Here is a 19,242-nt window from a genome sequence, read left to right on the forward strand (position 1 = left end):
GTGCTCCGAGCGGATCATCTCCGGACCCTGCTTCGGGACAACGAAGATCACCCTACTCCCCAACGAGACGAGGGCAAGTCAGGCACTGCGGGTACGCCAAAGGGCGACCACCCTTACGGGTGATCGCCCTTCGCAGAGGCCGTCAGGCGGCCTCAGAGGTGTTACTTGACCTCGACGGCCGCACCGGCAGCCTTGAGGGCCTCGGCGGCCTTGTCAGCGGCCTCCTTGTTGACCTTCTCGAGGACCGGCTTCGGGGTGCCGTCGACGAGGTCCTTGGCCTCCTTCAGACCCAGGGAGGTCAGCTCGCGCACGACCTTGATGACCTGGATCTTCTTGTCGCCGGCGCCGGTGAGGATGACGTCGAACTCGTCCTTCTCCTCGACCTCGGCGACGGCACCGGCGCCCGGGGCACCCGGGGCGGCAACGGCGACGGCCGCGGCGGCCTTGACGTCGAACTTCTCCTCGAACGCGGAGACGAACTCGGAGAGCTCGATGAGGGTCATCTCCTCGAACTGAGCGAGCAGGTCTTCCTGAGAGAGCTTCGCCATGATGGGCGATCCTTCCACTAATTCGGCAGGTGCCGGATGTATAGAGAGGCGGGCGTAGCGGCCCGCTACGACCCACGCACTAGGCGGCGTGGATCAGTGCGCGAGCCGAATTACTCGGCACCGCCCTGCTCGGCCTGCTTGGCACGGAGCGCGTCCACGGTGCGGACGAGCTTCGTCGGCAGCGCCTGGAAGAGCTGAGCAGCCTGGGTCTGCTTGCCCTTGAACGCGCCGGCCAGCTTGCTGAGCAGAACCTCGCGGGACTCGAGGTCCGCAAGCTTCTTGATGTCATCGGCGGAGAGCGCCTTACCATCAAGGACACCCGCCTTGATGATCAGGTTGGGGTTTTCCTTGGCGAAGTCACGCAGGCTCTTCGCCGACTCCACCGGGTCACCGGTGATGAAGGCGACCGCGGTCGGACCAGCGAAGTGCTCGTCCAGCGCGGTGATCCCGGCCTGGTTGGCCGCAATCTTGGTCAGCGTGTTCTTCACCACGGCGTACTGGGCGTTCTCACCAAGGGAGCGACGCAGCGTCTTGAGCTGCGCGACGGTGAGACCCCGGTACTCGGTCAGCACGGCGGCGTTCGAGCTCTGGAACGCGTCCTTGAGCTCGGCTACCGATGCAGCCTTGTTGGGCGTCGGCATGGTGCGTTCGCCTCCTTCCGGGTGATGAGGACCGCTCAGAAGGGGCTGAAAAACGAAACGCCCCGGCGCAGGCGCCAGGGCGTGGCTCAACCGGAATGACTTCCGGGAACCTTCCACAGTCACCTGCGCGGGTCGTCCGCACTCAGCGGATCCTTCGGCCACCGCACCCTTACAGGCACGGCAACGACCAGCGGTCTTTGGCTTCCGGGGAAGCGTACGCGAACCATCCGTTGCAGAGCAAATCCGCCCGTACGGCGGATCCGCTCCACGGGTTCTGCCCGGTCAGCCCTGCTGGGTGCCGGGGCCGGAGCCGGAGCGCTTCATCATCTCGGCGAGGTCCACGACCTGGTCGGCCGGCGGGGCGGTGACCTCGACCGGCTTGTTGTAGTCCAGGAACTTGATCGTCGTGTCCATCGGGCCCTTGGTGCCCTCACCGCGGGTGCGGACCTGCTTGGTGTGGCCCGACTCGTCGACCCACATGTCGACGTTGAGGCTCTTGATGCCCTCGCCCTCCAGCTGCTTGACGCTCTTCTCCTGGCGCTCCTTGGCCTCCGGAGTGGCGGTCGTCGCGATGCCGGCGCGCATCTGCTCCGTCGTGACGGTCCCGGAGACGTGCGTGGTCTTCACGCCGTCGACGGTCTCCTCACCGACGGTCTTGAGGTCCTTGGCGCCCATCAGCTGGTCGGCCCGGTCCCCCGGGTTCTCGCCGGAGCTGTTGGCACCGCCCCGCGCGGTCTCCATCTTCTTCGCCGTCGCCGGGTCGAGGGCCTTCGTGTCGAACTTCAGCCACGTGCCCTCGGAGCCCAGGTACATGGTCCCGTCGATCAGCCGGATCTCCACGGTGCCGGACTCTGCGCCGCCCTGGGAGCTCGTCTTCATCGACATCGCCGCGGACGGCTTGAGCCGCATGGAGGTCTCCACGGAGACCTGCTGGCCCGCGACGGTCCCGGACATGCTGTAGCGCAGGGAGGTGATCTCCTCGGACTTCTTCCTGGTCTTCTGCAGGAACGCGGCAGGGGTCGCGTCCGCGGCCCCCTTCGCGGCCGGGGAGGCCGCGGCCGACGGGGAGGCCTGCGCGGACGGCGCGGAAGCCGCCTTGCCGCCCTCCGCCTTCTTCCCGTCCTCGCACGCCGTCGTGGCCCCGCCCACGAGCAGTACGGCGGCCAGCGCGGCGCCTGCGGTCTTCTTGCGGTGCGTCAGCATGGAGTCCCCACCCCTGGTGTTGATCGATAGCCGTATGACCATACGGGGCAGCGCACGGTGAGCGCTCCCGAGATACCGCTCACCGGACGCGTCCCGGCCACGGGACGCACGGAAACGGGCCCCCCGCTCCCGAGGGAGCGAGGGGCCCGTTCAGCCACTCAGGCGAGCCGTGAGGCTCAGACAGCAGCCGGGTCTTCCTCGACGAGGAGGTTCCGGGTGCGGTTGGAGTCCAGCTGGATGCCGGGGCCCATCGTGGTGCTCAGGGCGGCCTTCTTGATGTAGCGGCCCTTGGCGGCGGACGGCTTCAGACGGATGATCTCGTCCAGGGCCGCGCCGTAGTTCTCGACCAGCTGCTCATCGGAGAAGGAGACCTTGCCGATGATGAAGTGCAGGTTCGAGTGCTTGTCGACGCGGAACTCGATCTTGCCACCCTTGATCTCGGTGACAGCCTTCGCGACGTCCATGGTGACGGTGCCGGTCTTCGGGTTCGGCATCAGACCACGCGGACCGAGCACGCGGCCGAGGCGGCCGACCTTGCCCATGAGGTCCGGGGTGGCCACAACGGCGTCGAACTCGTTGAGGCGGTTGCCCTTGGCGATCTCGTTGATCAGCTCGTCGTCGCCGACGATGTCGGCGCCGGCGGCTTCCGCGGCCGCAGCACGGTCACCGGTCGCGAAGACCAGGACCCGGGCGGTCTTGCCGGTGCCGTGCGGGAGGTTCACGGTGCCGCGGACCATCTGGTCGGCCTTGCGCGGGTCGACACCCAGGCGGAAGGCAACCTCGACGGTGGCGTCGAACTTGGTGGTGCTGGTGTCCTTGGCGAGACGGACGGCCTCGAGGGGAGCGTAGAGCTTCTCCCGGTCGACCTTGGCGTCCGCAGCGCGGAGAGTCTTGCTGCGCTTCACTTCTGCTCCTGTGTAAGTGCTTCAGGCATGGAGTCGTGGTACGGACCAGCGCTTGGCCCTACCACTGGGGAACTGCGAGGGGCTGGATCAGCCCTCGACCGTGATACCCATCGAACGGGCGGTGCCGGCGATGATCTTCTCGGCGGCGTCGATGTCGTTCGCGTTGAGGTCGGGCATCTTGATCGTGGCGATCTCGCGGACCTGGTCACGCGTGAGCTTCGCGACCTTGGTCTTGTGCGGCTCGCCAGAGCCCTTCTCGATGCCGGCGCTCTTCAGGATGAGGCGCGCGGCCGGCGGCGTCTTGGTGATGAAGGTGAAGGAGCGGTCCTCGTAGACCGTGATCTCCACCGGCACGACCATGCCACGCTGCGACTCGGTCGCGGCGTTGTAGGCCTTGCAGAACTCCATGATGTTGACGCCGTGCTGACCGAGCGCGGGGCCGACCGGCGGAGCCGGGTTGGCCGCACCGGCCTTGATCTGGAGCTTGATAAGCCCCGTGACCTTCTTCTTCTTGGGAGGCATTGCTCTCTCCGGGTCCTAGTGAGAGTTTTCAGCCGTCCGTCCGGTCATCCGGATGGAGGCATACCGCACCACGATAACGGGTATGGGCGCGGGGCTAAAAACCGAGCAGGTCAGACCGCCCTTTACGGGCTGGTCTGACCTGGTTCGGAAGCTTTGAATCCGGAAGATCAGTTCTTCTGGATCTGGTCGAAGCTGAGCTCGACCGGGGTCTCGCGGCCGAAGATCTCGACGAGGCCCTTGACCTTCTTCGAGTCCGGGTTGATCTCGTTGATCGTCGCCTGGAGCGTGGCGAACGGGCCGTCGGTGACGGTGACCGAGTCGCCGACCTCGAAGTCCAGGACCTCGATGGTGCGCTTGACGGCGGGCGCGGGCAGGCCGGCCTCTTCGGCGGCCTGCTTGGCGGCCTTCTCCTGCGCCTCGGGGGCGAGCATCTTGACGATCTCGTCGAGGGTCAGCGGGTACGGGTCGTACGCGTTGCCGACGAAGCCGGTGACACCCGGGGTGTTGCGGACGACGCCCCAGGACTCGTTCGTCAGATCCATGCGGACGAGAACGTAACCGGGCAGCTTGTTCTGCCGGACGTTCTTGCGCTCGCCGTTCTTGATCTGGACGATCTCTTCCTCGGGCACCTCGGCCTGGTAGATGAACTCCTCGACGTTCAGCGAGACGGCGCGCTGCTCCAGGTTGGCCTTCACGCGCTTCTCGTAGCCCGCGTAGGTGTGGATCACGTACCACTCGCCGGGCAGCAGGCGCAGTTCGTCGCGCAGGGCCTGGATGGGGTCGACGGGCTCGGCGGGCTCGGCCTCCTCGGCGTCCTCGATCTCGACGTCGGCGTCGGCCTCGGCCTCGATGTCGCCCTCGTCCTCGGCGTCCTCGTCGGCGAACTCGTCGGTGTCAGCCTCGGCGTCGACCTCGTCCTCGACGTGCAGCGCGGCTTCCTCGGCGGCAATGCCGGCCTCGGCGTCGGCGAGCTCGACCTCGTCGGGGTCCACAGCGTCCGCCGCCTCGACGATGTCGAGCTGGTCCTCGACGGACTCGACGGAGTCGTGGCTCGCGTTCAGGTTCGGGTCAGACACGGTGGCTGCTTCTTCCTGGATACAAAAGGTGGTCGAACATGCGAAAAAAGGCGGCACCCATCAAGGCGCCGCCCTCCGCGGGGATCAGCCGAAGACGAACTTGATGGCTTCCTGGAACCCATAGTCAATCACGGTCACCAGACCGATCATGATGACGACGAAGACAATCACCACGGTGGTGTACGTCGTGAGCTGGTTGCGGGTGGGCCATACGACCTTGCGGAGTTCCGCGACGATCTGGCGGTAGAACAGCGCGAGGCGCCCGAAGGGGCCCTTCTTTCCGCGCTTGCCGCCCTTGCGGGCCTTCTTCTCGCGAGTGTCGCTGTCGGCGTCAGGCATGTCGATGGAGCCCAGGGCGTCCGTCACGTCTCTCACCTGAATCCGGGTCGTGGCCGTAGCCGCGCCCGGTTGCGCCGCACGGCGTTGCATCGAAGTACGTACCTGCGCACACATCCGAGAAGGAGTGTGGAGCAGGGCCGGAGGGACTCGAACCCCCAACCGCTGGTTTTGGAGACCAGTGCTCTACCAATTGAGCTACGACCCTTTGTTGCGTCCCCCAACCTACCGCATCCGGGCGAGTGCACGGAGTGCTCACGCTCTGGGGCGGCTGTTGAGGACCAACGACAGGTGAGTGTACGTGGTCCGGGCCGTGACGTCGAACAGAAGACATCCGGATCTGCTCCGTCCGGTGACTGAAACGGTGTGCGGGCCCTCTCGGCCGTCTGGGACGATTGGCCCCATGACCTCTGCAACGCCTTCCTCCGAGCGCCGGGTGTCTGCCCGCATCGGCGCCATTTCCGAGTCCGCCACCCTCGCCGTCGACGCCAAGGCCAAGGCCCTCAAGGCCGCCGGGCGCCCGGTGATCGGCTTCGGCGCGGGCGAGCCCGACTTCCCGACGCCGGCCTACATCGTCGAGGCGGCGGTCGAGGCCTGCCGCGACCCCCGGTTCCACCGCTACACCCCGGCCGGCGGCCTCCCCGAGCTGAAGAAGGCCATCGCCGCCAAGACGCTGCGCGACTCCGGCTACGAGGTCGACGCCTCCCAGGTCCTGGTGACCAACGGCGGCAAGCAGGCCATCTACGAGGCCTTCGCGGCGATCCTCGACCCGGGCGACGAGGTCATCGTCCCCGCCCCGTACTGGACCACCTACCCGGAGTCGATCCGCCTCGCCGGCGGTGTCCCGGTCGAGGTCGTCGCCGACGAGACCACCGGCTACCGCGTCTCCGTCGAGCAGCTGGAGGCCGCCCGCACCGAGCGCACCAAGGTCGTCCTGTTCGTCTCCCCCTCCAACCCGACCGGCGCGGTCTACAGCGAGGCGGACGCCAAGGCGATCGGCGAGTGGGCCGCCGAGCACGGCCTGTGGGTCCTCACGGACGAGATCTACGAGCACCTGGTCTACGGCGACGCGAAGTTCACCTCGCTGCCCGTGCTGGTCCCGGCCCTGCGCGACAAGTGCATCATCGTCAACGGCGTCGCCAAGACGTACGCCATGACCGGCTGGCGCGTGGGCTGGGTCATCGCCCCGCAGGACGTCATCAAGGCCGCGACCAACCTCCAGTCGCACGCCACCTCCAACGTCTCCAACGTGGCCCAGGTCGCCGCGCTGGCCGCCGTCTCGGGCGACCTGGACGCCGTCGCCGAGATGCGCAAGGCCTTCGACCGCCGCCGCCAGACGATGGTGAAGATGCTCAACGAGATCGACGGCGTCTTCTGCCCGACCCCCGAGGGCGCGTTCTACGCGTACCCGTCGGTCAAGGAGCTGCTCGGCAAGGAGATCCGCGGCAAGCGCCCGCAGGACTCCGTCGAGCTCGCCGCGCTGATCCTCGACGAGGTCGAGGTCGCGGTCGTCCCGGGCGAGGCCTTCGGCACCCCCGGCTACCTGCGCCTGTCCTACGCCCTGGGCGACGAGGACCTGGTCGAGGGCGTGTCCCGCATCCAGAAGCTCCTCGCGGAGGCCAAGGCCTAGGCCTCCGGCGGTTCCGCGGTACGGAGCGGCGTCACCCCGAGGGGTGGCGCCGCTCCGGCGTTCCCGGCCCCACTCCCGCCCGCGTCAGATTCATGTTCGGGCAACGTCCCGTTCAGGTAATCCGCTGCCAATCGGGTGACCGATGCGGCAGGATCACCAGATGGAGCACGTACGCGATCTCACGCTTCTGCCGAAGGCCCACCTCCACCTGCACTTCACGGGCTCGATGCGCCCGTCGACCCTGCTGGAGCTCGCCGACAAGTACGGCGTCCGCCTCCCCGACGCCCTGACCGCCGGGGAGCCGCCCAAGCTGCGGGCCACCGACGAGCGCGGCTGGTTCCGCTTCCAGCGGCTCTACGACGCCGCCCGCAACTGCCTGCGCGAGCCCGAGGACATCCAGCGGCTGGTCCGCGAGGCGGCCGAGGAGGACGTGCGGGACGGCAGCGGCTGGCTGGAGATCCAGGTCGACCCCACCTCCTACGCGCCCCTCCTCGGCGGGATGATCCCGGCCGTCGAGGTCATCCTCGACGCCGTCGACAGCGCCTCCCGCGAGACCGGCCTCGGCATGCGGGTCCTGATCGCCGCGAACCGCATGAAGCACCCCCTCGACGCCCGCACCCTCGCCCGGCTCGCCGTCCGCTACGCCGACCGCGGCATCGTCGGCTTCGGCCTCTCCAACGACGAACGCCGCGGCATGGCCCGCGACTTCGACCGCGCCTTCGCCATCGCCCGTGAGGGCGGCCTGCTCGCGGCCCCGCACGGCGGAGAGCTGACCGGACCCTCCTCCGTCCGCGACTGCCTCGACGACCTGCACGCCTCCCGCATCGGGCACGGCGTACGCGCCGCCGAGGACCCCCGGCTGCTGAAGCGGCTCGCCGACCGGCAGGTCACCTGCGAGGTCTGCCCTGCCTCCAACGTCGCCCTCGGCGTCTACGAACGCCCCGAGGACGTGCCGCTGCGCACCCTCTTCGAGGCCGGGGTGCCGATGGCGCTGGGCGCGGACGACCCGCTGCTCTTCGGGTCGCGGCTCGCGGCCCAGTACGAGATCGCCCGCCGCCACCACGCCTTCACGGACGCGGAGCTCGCCGAGCTGGCCCGTCAGTCGGTGCGCGGGTCGGCCGCTCCGGAGGAGGTCAAGGCGAAGCTGCTGGACGGGATCGAGCACTGGCTGGCCGGGTGAGCCGCAGGTCGCCCTCGTGGCAGTCGGCCCGTACCCGGTGACCGTCGGGGAAGCCGATCTCCAGGTGGGTGCGCCCCTGCTCGGGCAGCGCGAACTCGGCGACCGATTCGACGGTCTGGCCGAGGTGGCGCAGGAAGGGGTGCTCGCCGAGGTCCTCGCCGACCTCGATCCGGCCCCATTCCCCCAGGTCGTACGGCTCGTGCGGCTCGGCGCACTCGACGATGAGGCACTGGTCGGACCCCGTGGTGATGCGCGTGCAGTCGCCGACGCTGTCGATCAGCCAGACGTCGAGCGGCGCCTCGGAGCGCTCGCCTTCGCAGATGTGCCAGGACGCGACGACCCGGCGGATCTCGCGCCCCACCAGTCGTGTGGGGTCCGTACCGGCCCCGTGCAGGGGGCAGTGCATGTCAGAGGTCGACGCCGACCGTCACCGGCTCGTTGACGAGGGTGACGCCGAACGCCGCGTGGACGCCCGCGACGACCTCCCGGGCGAGGGTCAGCAGGTCCTCGGTGGTGGCCTCGCCCCGGTTGGTGAGGGCGAGGGTGTGCTTGGTGGAGATGCGGGCGGGGCCGCTGCCGTAGCCCTTGGTGAAGCCGGCCTTGTCGATCAGCCAGGCCGCGCTGGTCTTCGTACGGCCCTCGCCGGCCGGGTAGGCGGGCGGGGCGGTGTCGGCGCCGAGGCGGTCCTGGGCGCGGGCCAGGAAGGCCGCGTAGGCCTCGTCGGTCAGGATCGGGTTGTGGAAGAAGGAACCGGCCGACCAGGTGTCGTGGTCGGCGGGGTCCAGGACCATGCCCTTGCCCGCACGCAGGCGCAGTACGGTCTCGCGGGCGAGGGCGGCCGGGACCCGGTCGCCGGCCTCGACGCCGAGGGCGCGGGCCGTCTCGGGGTACTTGATCGGAGCGGAGAGGCCCCCCGCGTCCTCCAGGGCGAAGCGCACGCGCAGGACGACGTAGCGGTCGGGCTGGTCCTTGAAGGTGCTGTTGCGGTACCGGAAGGCGCACTCGGCGGCGGTCAGGGTGACCGTCTCGCCGGTGGTGCGGTCGTAGGCGACGACCTCGGTGATCGTGTCGCAGACCTCCTGGCCGTACGCGCCCACGTTCTGGATCGGGGTGGCGCCGGCCGAGCCGGGGATCCCGGCGAGGCACTCGATGCCGGCGAGCCCGGCCTCGACGGTGCGGGCGACGGCGTCGCTCCAGTTCTCGCCGGCGGCGAGCTCCAGGGTGGTGCCGTCGAGGGTGAAGCCGGTGGTGGCGATGCGCAGGGCGGTTCCGGCGAAGCCCTGGTCTCCGATGACCAGGTTGCTGCCGCCGCCGATGACCAGGAGCGGGGTGCCGCTCTCGTCCGCGGCGCGCACGGTTTCGACCACTTCGGCGTCGGTGGTCGCGGTGACCAGCCGGGCCGCGGGGCCGCCGAGGCGGAAGGTGGTCAGCGGGGCGAGGGGGGCGTCGTGGAGTTCCTGCACGTGGACAAGAGTACGGTCCGTCCCCCTCGCATCCCGGCGGGGCACTCAGTAGCCCTGCTTCTGCTCCGCCAGTCGGCGCTCGGCCTCGGCCCAGGTGATGGGGAGTTCGGAGGCCGGGACGGTCCAGAAGGTGAAGGCGGATTCCTTCATGTACGCGCTGGCGGCGCGGGAGCTGGAGCGGTGCGGCTCGCTGCGGGCGAAGCGGTAGAGCGCGTCCCGGTCCTCCCAGGCGGAGAGGGTGAGGAAGGTCCGGCCGAGGACGCGGGCCCGGAGGGCCGCGCCGTGGGCGCCGGGGGCCTTGCGGATCTGGCCGATGATGCCGGGCGCCTTGAGGAAGAACCTGACGGCGCCGAGGAGGGTGGCGGTCTCGAAGCGGGAGGCCATGACGTAGACCTCGGCCCCGGGGGCGGCCTGGGTGGGCGTGAGCCACGGGATGTCGGGCATGACGGAGTCTCCTTCTGTGGTCAGGCGACGCGGGCGGGGGCGGGGACCGGCTCCGGCACGGCGGCGGGGGCGGTCCTCGCGCTGCGCGGGAGGAGCAGGGCGAGGGCGGCGGCCGTGGCCACTGCGGCGGCGCCGATCCACAGGGCGGGAACGGTGCCGTCGGTGAAGGTCCGCGGGGTCTCGTAGCCGCCCCGGGCGGAGAAGACGGAGGCCAGGACCGCGACCCCGAGGGCGCCGCCGACCTCGCGCAGGGCGCTGTTGGTACCGGAGGCCCTGCCCTGGTCGGCGGGGGCCACGGTGGACATGAGCACGTTGCTCGCGGGGGCGAAGTACAGCGACATGCCGATCCCGCTCAGGACGAGCGCGGGCAGCTGCGCGGCGTACGAGACGTCCGCGCTCAGGATCACCGCGAACCAGCCGAGCCCGAGCGCTTGCAGGGCCAGCCCCGCGACGACGACGGGCCGGCCGCCGATCCGGTCGGACAGCATTCCCGCGATCGGCGCGACGAGGATCCCCATCCCGGTCCAGGGCAGCATGCGCAGGCCGGCCTCGGTGGGCGAGTAGCCGGCGACCCCCTGGAGGAACTGGCTGAGCAGGAAGATCGACCCGAACATGCCGAGGTACATCAGCAGGCTGGCGAAGTTGATCCCGAAGAAGCCCCGGCTGCGGAAGAGCCGCATGGGGAGCATCGGGTTCGCGCTCCGGAAGCCGTGGTGGACGAAGCCCGCGACGAGGGCTGCGCCCGCGATCAGGCCGGTCAGGACGGGGGCGCTGGTCCAGCCGTCGGCGTTGGCGTTGACCAGGCCGTAGACGATGCCGAAGAGGCCGCCGCTGATGAGGAGGGTGCCGGGCAGGTCGAGACGGGCGTTCGGAGCGGTGGACTCCGCCAGGCGCAGGCGGGCGAGCGGGATCACGGCGAGCCCGATGGGAACGTTGAGCCAGAAGATCCACTGCCAGGAGATGTGCTCGGTGAGGCTGCCCCCGATGAGGGGGCCACTGGCGACGGCCAGCCCGCTCACGGCTCCGTAGATCCCCAGGGCCATCCCCCGCCGCGCGGCGGGAACGGCGGCGGTGAGCAGGGTGAGGCTGAGCGGCATCATGACCGCCGCGCCCACGCCCTGGACGGCGCGGGCGGCGATGAGCTGGTCGATCCCGGGCGAGAGCGCGGCCGCCGCGGAGGCCGCGGTGAAGACGGCGAGACCGGCGATGAAGAGCCGCCGCCGGCCGAAGCGGTCACCGAGGGCGGAGCCGAACATCAGCAGGACGGCGAAGGTGAGCGTGTAGGCGTTCACCGTCCACTCCAGGTCCTCCAGCCCGCCGCCGAGGTCGGCGCGGATGGCGGGGAGGGCGGTGGTGACGACGAGGTTGTCGAGGGCCGCCATGAAACTGGCGGCCCCGGTGAGCACGAGCGCCCAGCGGGCGGGCCCGCGGAGCTTCGTCTCGGCTTGCTGGGTCACGGTTCCCCCTGAGGATTGTTAGTTATTGCTGACTAACTTTCGTGGGCAGAAAAAGACGGCGGAGCCGTCAGGGGTGGCGCTACGCCTCGGGCCGGGCCTCGGACCGACCCAGCCCGTGGAACCCCTCCCAGACGCGGTGACCGGGCGGGAAGCCCATCGCGGTGAGGGTGTTGATGAGCATGCCGTAGGCCATGAAGGTGGTCGTCTCGCCGGCGTCCCCGCCGAGCGGCACCCGCACGGTGTCCCAGAGCTCCAGCCAGCCGGCCCGTACGAGCTCGCCAAACTCCCGGTCGCCGGCCGCCTCGGCGGCGGCGACGGTGACGTACATCTGGAGCTGCATCTGCACGACCTGCGGGTCGTCGGTGATGTGCCGGTGGTACGCCTCGGCCATGGCCTCCCGCGCCTGGTCACCCCCGAGCCCGTCCGCCGCCCGGGCGAACACGTCCCGCGTCCGCTCGATGCAGCGGGCGGCGGCGGCGAGGAAGATCGCCTGCTTGCCGGGGAACAGCCGGAAGAGGTACGGCTGCGAGACCCCGACCCGCCTGGCGATCACCTCGGTCGAAGTCCCGTAGTACCCGCCGCGCGCGAACTCGTGAATCGCCGCGCGAATGACGCTCTCACGCCGCTCGTCCGCACTCATCCTTGCCATGGTTCGAAGTTAGTACTCAATCACTAACTCGGTCAAGGGGCGGGCGGGGCGGGGTTTCGGAGGGCGGGGCGGGGGCGGGAGCGGGGGCGGGGTTCCGGCGGGGCGGGGGCGGAATGCCGGTCGGGGTACCGGGCGGAGTCCCAGCGGGCCCGCCTCACGGCCGGTTTGGGGGCTTCCCGTCAGTCCCATCGTCCTTCCGTGTCGTGCCGGCCCGTCAAGGGCGCTCCTTCGTCGCGTCACTTCGTGATCGCCTTCGGCGACCCTTGACCGACCGTCCCGCCCCGGAAAGCCGAAAGACTGCCGGGAAACCCCCAAAAGAACGGCACGGTCCATGGTTGGACGAGCGGGTCCGTCAGCGATGAGGCGAGGAGCCGGGGCCCGGCGCGCCGGGCATCCGGGCCCTCAGACGTCGCGATCCCGGGCCAGGGGTCCGACTACCCGCACCACATGCCGACCAGAGCCCCCTGCGGACCACCCAGGCGCAGCAGATCGCTACGCGCTCCTCAGATCTCGGCGACTGGCGGCCGTCCGTGGCTGATACCCGCACCCAAGGACGACCAGAGGAGTGCGGGAAGCGGATGGGCGCGGCAGAACGCTACGCGCTGCCCATCGCTTGGCGTCCGGCAGCACGTCTGGGGCTGATACCCGCACCAAATGATGCGCAGGACCCCATCCGGGCACGACAGGCGCACCAGATCGCTACGCGCTCCTCATTTTCTCGGCGTCCGGCGGCCGTCTTGGGCCGGGACGGGTGAAAGAAGGGCGGATGAGGGCCTTCGGGAGGGCGAATCGGCCCTCCCGGAGACCAATCACCCGCCTGTCGGAGTCTGGGGTTGCTTTCTTCAACCGCAGAGTCCGACAGGGGCCCTTCAGGCCCCGCCACAGCCCACAGAAACGGACAAAGGGGGCGCCGAAGTCCTTGTCGGCCCATGATCAGCCGCAGACGGCCGACGGACGCCGAGACGGGGGAAGCACGTAGCGATCTGCCGCGCCTGCCGCTGCCGAAGGGGTCTCTCTCCGCCCTCACGTGCAGATATCAGCCCCAGACGGGCTGCGGACGCCGAGATCTCGGCAGCGCGTAGCGATCTGCCGCGCCCATCCGCTTCCCGCGCTGCTCTGATCAACACGTGGTGCGGGTATCAGCCCAAGACGGTCGCCGGACGCCGAGAAAAGAGGAGCGCGTAGCGATCTGCCGCGCCTGGGTGCTCCGCACGAGGCTCTGGTCGGCATGTGGTGCGGGTAACCGCGCCCCCGGCCCTGGGTCAGGAATGAAGGCCGCCCGGCTGCCCGGCGGGGCACGGCCCGTCCCCTCGCCTCATCGCTGAGAGACCCGTCCCTCCCACCATCGACCGTGCCGTTCTTTTGGGGGTTTCCCGGCAGTCCTTTGTCTTTCCGGGGCGGGACGGTCGGTCAAGGGTCGCCGAAGGCGATCACGCAGTGACGCGACCGAAGGGAGCGCCCTTGAGGGACCGGCCCAACACGGAAGGACGATGGGACTGACGGGAAACCCCCAAACCGGCTGTGAGACCGCCCAGGCAGGACACGCTCCCCACCCACCGCCCCGCAGACAAGGGGGCGGGTGGGCAGCCACCGCCCGGCCCCCACCCCCTCGAGGGGGAGATGGCGGGCCCGAACCGTGAAGCCGCGCGCCCCGCCCCGCCTCCCCCGGGTCGGCCCGGGCCGCGGGGGTGCCTGTGCCGCGAGGCCGGGGGCGTTCGCGCTCCGCGCGGGTGCGGGCCACCGCCGGCCCGGGGCGGTGCCGCGTCACTGGCGCAGCCTCCGCCCCGCGGGGCGGCGTACCACTTCACCCGCGCCCCCAGGGGGCCGGCGGGTCAGGCCAGCTTCACCACGGCGCGGGACATGCCCAGGACCTTCTGGCCGGCGCTGATCGCCGTCAGGTCGACCCGTACGCGGTTGTCGTCCAGCTTGGCGGCGACCTTCGCGGTGACCTCGATCAGCGCGCCCTGGTCGTCGTTCGCGACGACGACCGGCTTGGTGAAGCGGACGCCGTACTCGACGACCGCGCCCGGGTCGCCCACCCAGTCGGTCACCACGCGGATCGCCTCGGCCATGGTGAACATGCCGTGTGCGATCACGTCCGGCAGTCCGACCTCCTTGGCGAACTTCTCGTTCCAGTGGATCGGGTTGAAGTCACCCGAGGCGCCGGCGTAGCGGACGAGCGTGGCGCGGGTCACGGGGAAGGACGCCGCCGGGAGCTCGGTGCCGACCTCGACGTCGGCGTAGTGGATCTGCGCGGTCATCTCAGGCCTCCTCGGGGGCGCGGGACACGAGCTTGGTCCACGCGGTCACCACGTGCTCGCCGGACTCGTCGTGGACTTCGCCGCGGATGTCGATGATGTCGTTGCCGGCGAGCGACTTCACGGCCTCGATGGTGGAGGTCACGGTGAGCCGGTCACCCGCCCGCACGGGGCGGACGTACGCGAACTTCTGGTCGCCGTGCACGACGCGGCTGTAGTCCAGCCCCAGCTGCGGGTCCTCGATGACCTGGCCCGCCGCCGCGAAGGTGATGGCGAACACGAAAGTCGGCGGGGCGATCACGTCCTGGTGACCGAACGCCTTGGCGGCTTCGGGATCGGTGTAGACGGGATTCTCGTCACCCACCGCGACCGCGAATTCGCGGATCTTCTCCCGGCCGACCTCGTACGGCTCGGTGGGCGGGTAGGTCCGCCCCACGAAGGTCTGATCGAGGGCCATGGCTCACTGCCTCCTGTTGCAGGGACACGTTGAAGGGGCGCGTTTGAAGGCGGCGCGAATCAAGTACTCCGGCCGCACCCGGTCCGGTGTACCGCGCACCTGATCAAGATCCGGCGCGGAAACGACACAAGGCCGCCCCCATTGAAGGGGACGACCTCATGACGGTGCCTATATTGGAGACTTCGCCAGTGACTAGCGGGTCTCGCGGTGCGCGGTGTGCGAGTTGCAGCGCGGGCAGTGCTTCTTCATCTCCATGCGGTCCGGGTTGTTACGCCGGTTCTTCTTGGTGATGTAGTTCCGCTCCTTGCACTCCACGCAGGCCAGCGTGATCTTCGGGCGGACGTCGGTGGCAGCCACGTGAGTGCTCCTTGACGGACTATGGGACGGATGAACGCATAAAAGAGTAGCCGATCGGGAGACCGACCCCGCAATCGGCTACTGGGTGTAGCGGCGACCGGACTTGAACCGGTGACACAGCGATTATGAGCCGCTTGCTCTACCGACTGAGCTACGCCGCTTTGATGAGATCCGTTCCCCACCCGAGGGTGGGGAACCTCTCTCACCAGAGCCCCAATGCGGAATCGAACCGCAGACCTTCTCCTTACCATGGAGACGCTCTACCGACTGAGCTATTGGGGCGAGCGAGGAAGACATTACACGGTTGCGCGCCCATCGCCCAAATCCTTTGGGAGGACTGGGCTCCGAAGCCGCCACCAGGCCATTCCACGGGGCTCTCCGGCCCCTCCCGGCCCGCATAACGGCCCGTTTGTGCCCGGGGTCACATCCCGGCCCGCTCCGGCCCCCTGGGCCCCGCCCTCTCCGGCGTCTCCCGCGCCTCCCTGCGTACGCGCAGGCCACACGGGGACCACACCGGTACGACTATTGCCCTCTTCCGCGAACCGGGGACCCCCGCGCCCTAGGCTCTGAGCACGCTGCGTGATCTTGGGCCGCCGGCTGCGGCCACGGCACAGGAACCGCCCGAGCCACCGCAGGAGCGCGATGTCCGACAGCCAGCCGCAGCAGCCCTCCCCCTCCCCGCGCAATCCCGTCGGCGGACCCGCCCCCGAGGCCACGGGGCTCCTGCTCACCGGGGCCCGGCTCACCGACGGCCGTACCGTCGACGTCCGGCTCAGCGGCGGCCGCATCCAGGCCGTGGGCACCGCCGGCAGCCTGCCCGCCCCCGCCCTGTCCCGGGTCGACCTGCGCGGCTACCTGCTCCTGCCCGCCCCAGCCGAGCCCCACGCCCACGGGGACACCGCGCTGACCGCCGACGGCGAGGGGCCGGTCTCGTACGCCCCCGACGAGGTGCAGCGCCGCGCCACCGAGGCGGCCCTGCTCCAGCTCGGCCACGGCGCCACCGCCGTGCGCTCCCACGTCCGGATCGGCGACGTGCACGGGCTGGGGCCCATGGAGGCCGTGCTCCAGGCCCGGCGCTCCCTGCGCGGGCTCGCGGACCTGACCACGGTGGCCGTCCCCCGGCTGCTGACCGGGGTGGCCGGCGCGGACGGGCTCGCCATGCTGCGCGACGCCGTCAAGATGGGCGCCTCGGTCATCGGCGGCTGTCCCGACCTCGACCCCGACCCGACGGGCTTCCTGGAGGCGGTCCTGGAGCTGGCCGCGGAGCACGGCTGCCCGGTGGACCTCCACACCGACGGTGACGACCCGGGCCGGCTGGCCCGGCTGGCGGTCATGGCCGGGGGGCTGCGGCCCGGGGTGACCATCGGCCCGTGCGGCGGACTGTCCCGGCTCCCGCTGGACTCGGCCACCCGCGCGGCCGACCGGCTCGCCGCCGCCGGCGTACGCGTCACCTGCCTGCCCCAGGGCGACTGCGCGGCCCTGGAGCGCCGCGGGCTGCGCACCGCCCCCGTCCGCCTCCTGCGCTCGGCCGGGGTCCGCGTCGCGGCCGGCAGCGGGGCGCTGCGGGACGCCGGGAACCCGGTCGGCCGGGGCGACCCGCTCGAAGCCGCGTACCTGCTGGCCTCCCAGGGCGGCCTGCGCGCGGGCGAGGCCTACGAGACGGTCAGCGCCGCCGCCCGGGAGGCCATGGGGCTGCCGGAGGTGCGGGTGGAGGCCGGCTTCCCCGCGGAGCTGCTCGCCGTGCGCGGGGACCGGATCGCCGGGGTGCTGTCGCTGGCGTACAGCCGCGTCGTGATCCACCGGGGGCGCGTGGTCGCCCGTACGAGTGCCGTACGGGAGTACTGCGACTCGGCGGTCGCCGTGGCCCTGGACCTGCCCCGACAGGGCCGTACGGAGCCGGGACCCTAGCCGTTTGCCGGGTGTTCGCGGGCGGGGGCGGGCGGCTCGTCGTACGGTCGGGACATGCGCATCGTCATCGCGGGTGGACACGGTCGGATCGCGCTGCGGCTGGAGCGCCTGCTCGCCGCGCGCGGGTACGAGGTCGCGGGCGTCATCCGCGACCCGGAGCAGGGCGGCGACCTGCGGGAGGCCGGTGCCGAACCGGTGCTGTGCGACCTGGAGTCGGCTTCGGTCGAGCACGTCGCGGGGATCCTGCAGGGCGCGGACGTGGCGGTGTTCGCCGCCGGGGCCGGTCCCGGCAGCGGTGCGGCGCGCAAGGACACCGTGGACCGGGCCGCGGCGGTGCTGTTCGCCGACGCCGCCGAACGGGCGCGCGTACGCCGCTTCCTGATGGTCTCCACGATGGGCGCGGACCCGCGGCACGAGGGCGAGGAGGTCTTCGACGTGTACCTGCGGGCGAAGGGCGACGCCGACGCCCATCTGCGGACCCGGCTGGGGCTGGAGTGGACGGTGCTGCGCCCGGGGCAGCTGACGGACGACGCCGGTACGGGGCTGGTCCGGCTGGAGGCCCGCACGGGCCGGGGTCCCGTGCCGCGCGACGACGTGGCGGCGGTGCTGGCGGAGCTGGTCGAGACCCCGGCGACGGCGGGGCTGACGCTGGAGCTCGTCTCGGGCTCGGCGCCGGTCTCGGTGGCCGTGAAGGACGTGGCGGGGAACTGACGCGGGGTGGGGCCGGCGGGGGCGTGCGACCTGCCGACCTGTCTGCCTGTCTGCCTGTCTGCCTGCCGACCGGCTGTCAGAAACCGGCCTGCACCTCGCCGTCGGTGCGTTGGACGGAGTGCTGCCGGAACTGCTTCTCGTACTGCCGGCGGATCCGCTCGACGCGGGCACCGCGCTCGTCGGCCTCCTTCTGGGGGTAGAGCAGCACGACCTCGTAGCCGGGCTCGCGGACGATGGCGCCCTCGTCGTCGCGCCACTGGCCGTACCCGTCCCGGAGGGTGAGCCCTTCGGGGAAGGCCGGGGTGACCTCGTGGTCGAGGAACCGGGTGAACTCCCCCTTGGCGACCGGTTCCCGGCCGTCGGGGCGCTGCGCGGCGAAGTACAGCCGGGTCTCCCGGTAGGGCTCCCCGGTGGGGCCGTGCAGTGCGGCTCCGACCAGGGCCGGGATGCCGGCGCCGAGCAGGGCGAGCAGTACGCCGCCTCCGGCTTTGCCGCGTTTGTCCGAAGTCCATGTCATGCCCCGTGAAACGACCGGCCGACCGCTTCGGTGCGCGGCGGGGGGCCGATAGGGTCACTCCGAAATCGGCCGCAGGGGGCGGCCGTACGGGGTTCCGGGGTGGGGCATGGGCGACGGCGAGTGGCGCGTCAGCGCGGCGGAGGGCGGCCGGCTCGCGGCCCGCTGGTGGCGGTGGGCCCTGTCCGCGCCGGACGAGGAGAGTCCGGTGGGGGACACGACGGGGGCGTACGCCGGGTGGCGTCAGCCCCGGGACCTGTGGTTCCTCGCGGGGACCTACGGCGGCCGGGTGGTCCGCCGGTGCAGCATCCCGTCGGGCCGGCCGCTGTTCTTCCCGGTGCTGAACACCAGGCGGGCGGCGGTGCCGTTCCTGACCAGGCCGTGGAGGCTGGAGGTGACCCGGGCGTCGGCGGCCCTGAACAGCTCGCCGCTGAAGCTGAGCGAGTTCTCCTCGAAGCCCTTCCCCTTGAGGGGGGTGCCGCAGGTGGCCTGGGGGCTGTGGTGCGCCCTCGAACCCCTCCCGCCGGGCCAGTTCGTCCTGGAGGTCGAGGCGGCGGCGGCGAACGGCTTCTGGATCGACACGACCTACCACCTGACGGTCACCGCGCCCCGGCCCTGAGCCGGGGGCCGGTCCGGGGCATCTGCCCGGGTATGCGAAGAAACCCCCGTCCACTGCGTTTCCGCAGATGAACGGGGGTTCCACTCGCGTGGCGGCGCCAGGATTCGAACCTGGGTAGGCTAAGCCGACGGATTTACAGTCCGCTCCCATTGGCCACTCGGGCACACCGCCATGGGATGTCGCTTCGGTTCCCCCGCCTTTCGGCGTTGTTCCCTGGCAACGACGTAAACGATACCTGATGCTCGGGGGTGGTTCGCCACCGGATTGATCAGCCCTCCACGTGGGCGTGGTGGCTAGGCTTTGCGGAGCGGTCCGGGGATGTCCGGCCGCGGCCCTCCGGGGCCCATCACAGCCGATTTCAAGG

At 70.7% G+C, this 19,242-nt stretch carries 21 protein-coding genes and 4 tRNA genes; 5 read left to right on the plus strand and 20 right to left on the minus strand.

Going from position 1 to position 19,242, the window contains the following annotated elements; genetic code table 11:
- Window positions 1-161 precede the first annotated feature (161 nt).
- From rplL to ACZ7IF_RS12560, 8 genes are all read right to left on the minus strand, one after another.
- Window positions 162-548 carry a 50S ribosomal protein L7/L12 gene (gene rplL / locus ACZ7IF_RS12525; RefSeq protein WP_470968001.1) on the minus strand — a complete coding sequence of 129 codons (387 nt, stop codon included), beginning with the start codon at window positions 546-548 and terminating at the stop codon, window positions 162-164.
- A gap of 110 nt (window positions 549-658) precedes the next feature.
- Window positions 659-1,189 (minus strand): 50S ribosomal protein L10, encoded by a 531-nt coding sequence (gene rplJ / locus ACZ7IF_RS12530; RefSeq protein WP_470968006.1) that lies wholly within the window; start codon window positions 1,187-1,189, stop codon window positions 659-661.
- 282 nt (window positions 1,190-1,471) lie between these two features.
- Window positions 1,472-2,392 carry an SCO4651 family lipoprotein gene (locus ACZ7IF_RS12535; protein ID WP_470968009.1) on the minus strand — a complete coding sequence of 307 codons (921 nt, stop codon included), beginning with the start codon at window positions 2,390-2,392 and terminating at the stop codon, window positions 1,472-1,474.
- Between the two features lie 176 nt (window positions 2,393-2,568).
- On the minus strand, window positions 2,569-3,297 hold the full coding sequence (rplA, locus tag ACZ7IF_RS12540; protein ID WP_470968012.1) for a 50S ribosomal protein L1: 729 nt from the start codon (window positions 3,295-3,297) through the stop codon (window positions 2,569-2,571).
- A gap of 87 nt (window positions 3,298-3,384) precedes the next feature.
- A complete protein-coding gene (gene rplK / locus ACZ7IF_RS12545; RefSeq protein WP_007265885.1) occupies window positions 3,385-3,819 on the minus strand; it encodes a 50S ribosomal protein L11 in 435 nt (144 codons plus the stop codon).
- Between the two features lie 167 nt (window positions 3,820-3,986).
- Entirely contained in the window at window positions 3,987-4,895 is a 909-nt protein-coding gene (gene nusG, locus ACZ7IF_RS12550) for a transcription termination/antitermination protein NusG (RefSeq protein ID WP_470968015.1), read from the minus strand.
- Between the two features lie 84 nt (window positions 4,896-4,979).
- Window positions 4,980-5,261, minus strand: a complete 282-nt coding sequence (gene secE / locus ACZ7IF_RS12555) for a preprotein translocase subunit SecE (protein ID WP_405979196.1) — start codon at window positions 5,259-5,261, stop codon at window positions 4,980-4,982.
- 105 nt (window positions 5,262-5,366) lie between these two features.
- Window positions 5,367-5,439 (minus strand) — tRNA-Trp (locus ACZ7IF_RS12560).
- 195 nt (window positions 5,440-5,634) lie between these two features.
- Between ACZ7IF_RS12560 and ACZ7IF_RS12565 the strand changes: the two genes are divergently transcribed.
- Window positions 5,635-6,861, plus strand: coding sequence for a pyridoxal phosphate-dependent aminotransferase (locus tag ACZ7IF_RS12565; RefSeq protein ID WP_470968018.1), 1,227 nt, complete (start codon window positions 5,635-5,637; stop codon window positions 6,859-6,861).
- A 160-nt stretch (window positions 6,862-7,021) separates the two neighbouring features.
- Window positions 7,022-8,041 (plus strand): adenosine deaminase, encoded by a 1,020-nt coding sequence (locus ACZ7IF_RS12570; protein WP_470968025.1) that lies wholly within the window; start codon window positions 7,022-7,024, stop codon window positions 8,039-8,041.
- On the opposite strand, the gene ACZ7IF_RS12575 is transcribed toward ACZ7IF_RS12570, so the two are convergent.
- From ACZ7IF_RS12575 to ACZ7IF_RS12620, 10 genes are all read right to left on the minus strand, one after another.
- A complete protein-coding gene (locus ACZ7IF_RS12575; RefSeq protein ID WP_470968030.1) occupies window positions 7,995-8,447 on the minus strand; it encodes a hypothetical protein in 453 nt (150 codons plus the stop codon). The genes ACZ7IF_RS12570 and ACZ7IF_RS12575 overlap by 47 nt on opposite strands.
- 1 nt (window position 8,448) lies before the next feature.
- Window positions 8,449-9,549, minus strand: a complete 1,101-nt coding sequence (locus tag ACZ7IF_RS12580; protein WP_470968034.1) for a UDP-N-acetylmuramate dehydrogenase — start codon at window positions 9,547-9,549, stop codon at window positions 8,449-8,451.
- Window positions 9,550-9,948: a DUF3291 domain-containing protein gene (locus ACZ7IF_RS12585; RefSeq protein WP_470968037.1), complete on the minus strand. Its 399-nt coding sequence runs from the start codon at window positions 9,946-9,948 to the stop codon at window positions 9,550-9,552.
- A gap of 20 nt (window positions 9,949-9,968) precedes the next feature.
- On the minus strand, window positions 9,969-11,405 hold the full coding sequence (locus ACZ7IF_RS12590) for a DHA2 family efflux MFS transporter permease subunit (RefSeq protein WP_470968042.1): 1,437 nt from the start codon (window positions 11,403-11,405) through the stop codon (window positions 9,969-9,971).
- A gap of 79 nt (window positions 11,406-11,484) precedes the next feature.
- Window positions 11,485-12,054 carry a TetR/AcrR family transcriptional regulator gene (locus tag ACZ7IF_RS12595; protein ID WP_470968047.1) on the minus strand — a complete coding sequence of 190 codons (570 nt, stop codon included), beginning with the start codon at window positions 12,052-12,054 and terminating at the stop codon, window positions 11,485-11,487.
- Window positions 12,055-13,886: 1,832 nt separating this feature from the next.
- Complete coding sequence (locus tag ACZ7IF_RS12600) at window positions 13,887-14,315, minus strand: MaoC family dehydratase (RefSeq protein ID WP_470968054.1); 429 nt, start codon at window positions 14,313-14,315, stop codon at window positions 13,887-13,889.
- Window position 14,316: 1 nt separating this feature from the next.
- On the minus strand, window positions 14,317-14,769 hold the full coding sequence (locus ACZ7IF_RS12605; protein WP_007265874.1) for a MaoC family dehydratase N-terminal domain-containing protein: 453 nt from the start codon (window positions 14,767-14,769) through the stop codon (window positions 14,317-14,319).
- A 192-nt stretch (window positions 14,770-14,961) separates the two neighbouring features.
- Window positions 14,962-15,126, minus strand: a complete 165-nt coding sequence (rpmG, locus tag ACZ7IF_RS12610) for a 50S ribosomal protein L33 (protein ID WP_007265873.1) — start codon at window positions 15,124-15,126, stop codon at window positions 14,962-14,964.
- Between the two features lie 88 nt (window positions 15,127-15,214).
- Window positions 15,215-15,287: transfer RNA gene (locus ACZ7IF_RS12615), tRNA-Met, on the minus strand.
- A 48-nt stretch (window positions 15,288-15,335) separates the two neighbouring features.
- Window positions 15,336-15,408: transfer RNA gene (locus tag ACZ7IF_RS12620), tRNA-Thr, on the minus strand.
- A gap of 360 nt (window positions 15,409-15,768) precedes the next feature.
- Here ACZ7IF_RS12620 and ACZ7IF_RS12625 point away from each other — a divergent pair.
- Window positions 15,769-17,034: an amidohydrolase family protein gene (locus ACZ7IF_RS12625; protein ID WP_470968063.1), complete on the plus strand. Its 1,266-nt coding sequence runs from the start codon at window positions 15,769-15,771 to the stop codon at window positions 17,032-17,034.
- Window positions 17,035-17,088: 54 nt separating this feature from the next.
- A complete protein-coding gene (locus ACZ7IF_RS12630; protein WP_470968068.1) occupies window positions 17,089-17,745 on the plus strand; it encodes an SDR family oxidoreductase in 657 nt (218 codons plus the stop codon).
- A gap of 76 nt (window positions 17,746-17,821) precedes the next feature.
- Here ACZ7IF_RS12630 and ACZ7IF_RS12635 read toward each other — a convergent pair whose 3' ends face one another.
- Window positions 17,822-18,262, minus strand: a complete 441-nt coding sequence (locus ACZ7IF_RS12635) for a DUF3574 domain-containing protein (protein ID WP_470968073.1) — start codon at window positions 18,260-18,262, stop codon at window positions 17,822-17,824.
- A 106-nt stretch (window positions 18,263-18,368) separates the two neighbouring features.
- Between ACZ7IF_RS12635 and ACZ7IF_RS12640 the strand changes: the two genes are divergently transcribed.
- Entirely contained in the window at window positions 18,369-18,878 is a 510-nt protein-coding gene (locus ACZ7IF_RS12640; protein WP_470968078.1) for a hypothetical protein, read from the plus strand.
- An 89-nt stretch (window positions 18,879-18,967) separates the two neighbouring features.
- Here the strand turns inward: ACZ7IF_RS12640 and ACZ7IF_RS12645 are convergent.
- Window positions 18,968-19,049, minus strand: a tRNA-Tyr gene (locus ACZ7IF_RS12645).
- Window positions 19,050-19,242: the final 193 nt, after the last annotated feature.

The sequence above is a fragment of the Streptomyces sp. NPDC037421 genome (assembly GCF_055602105.1).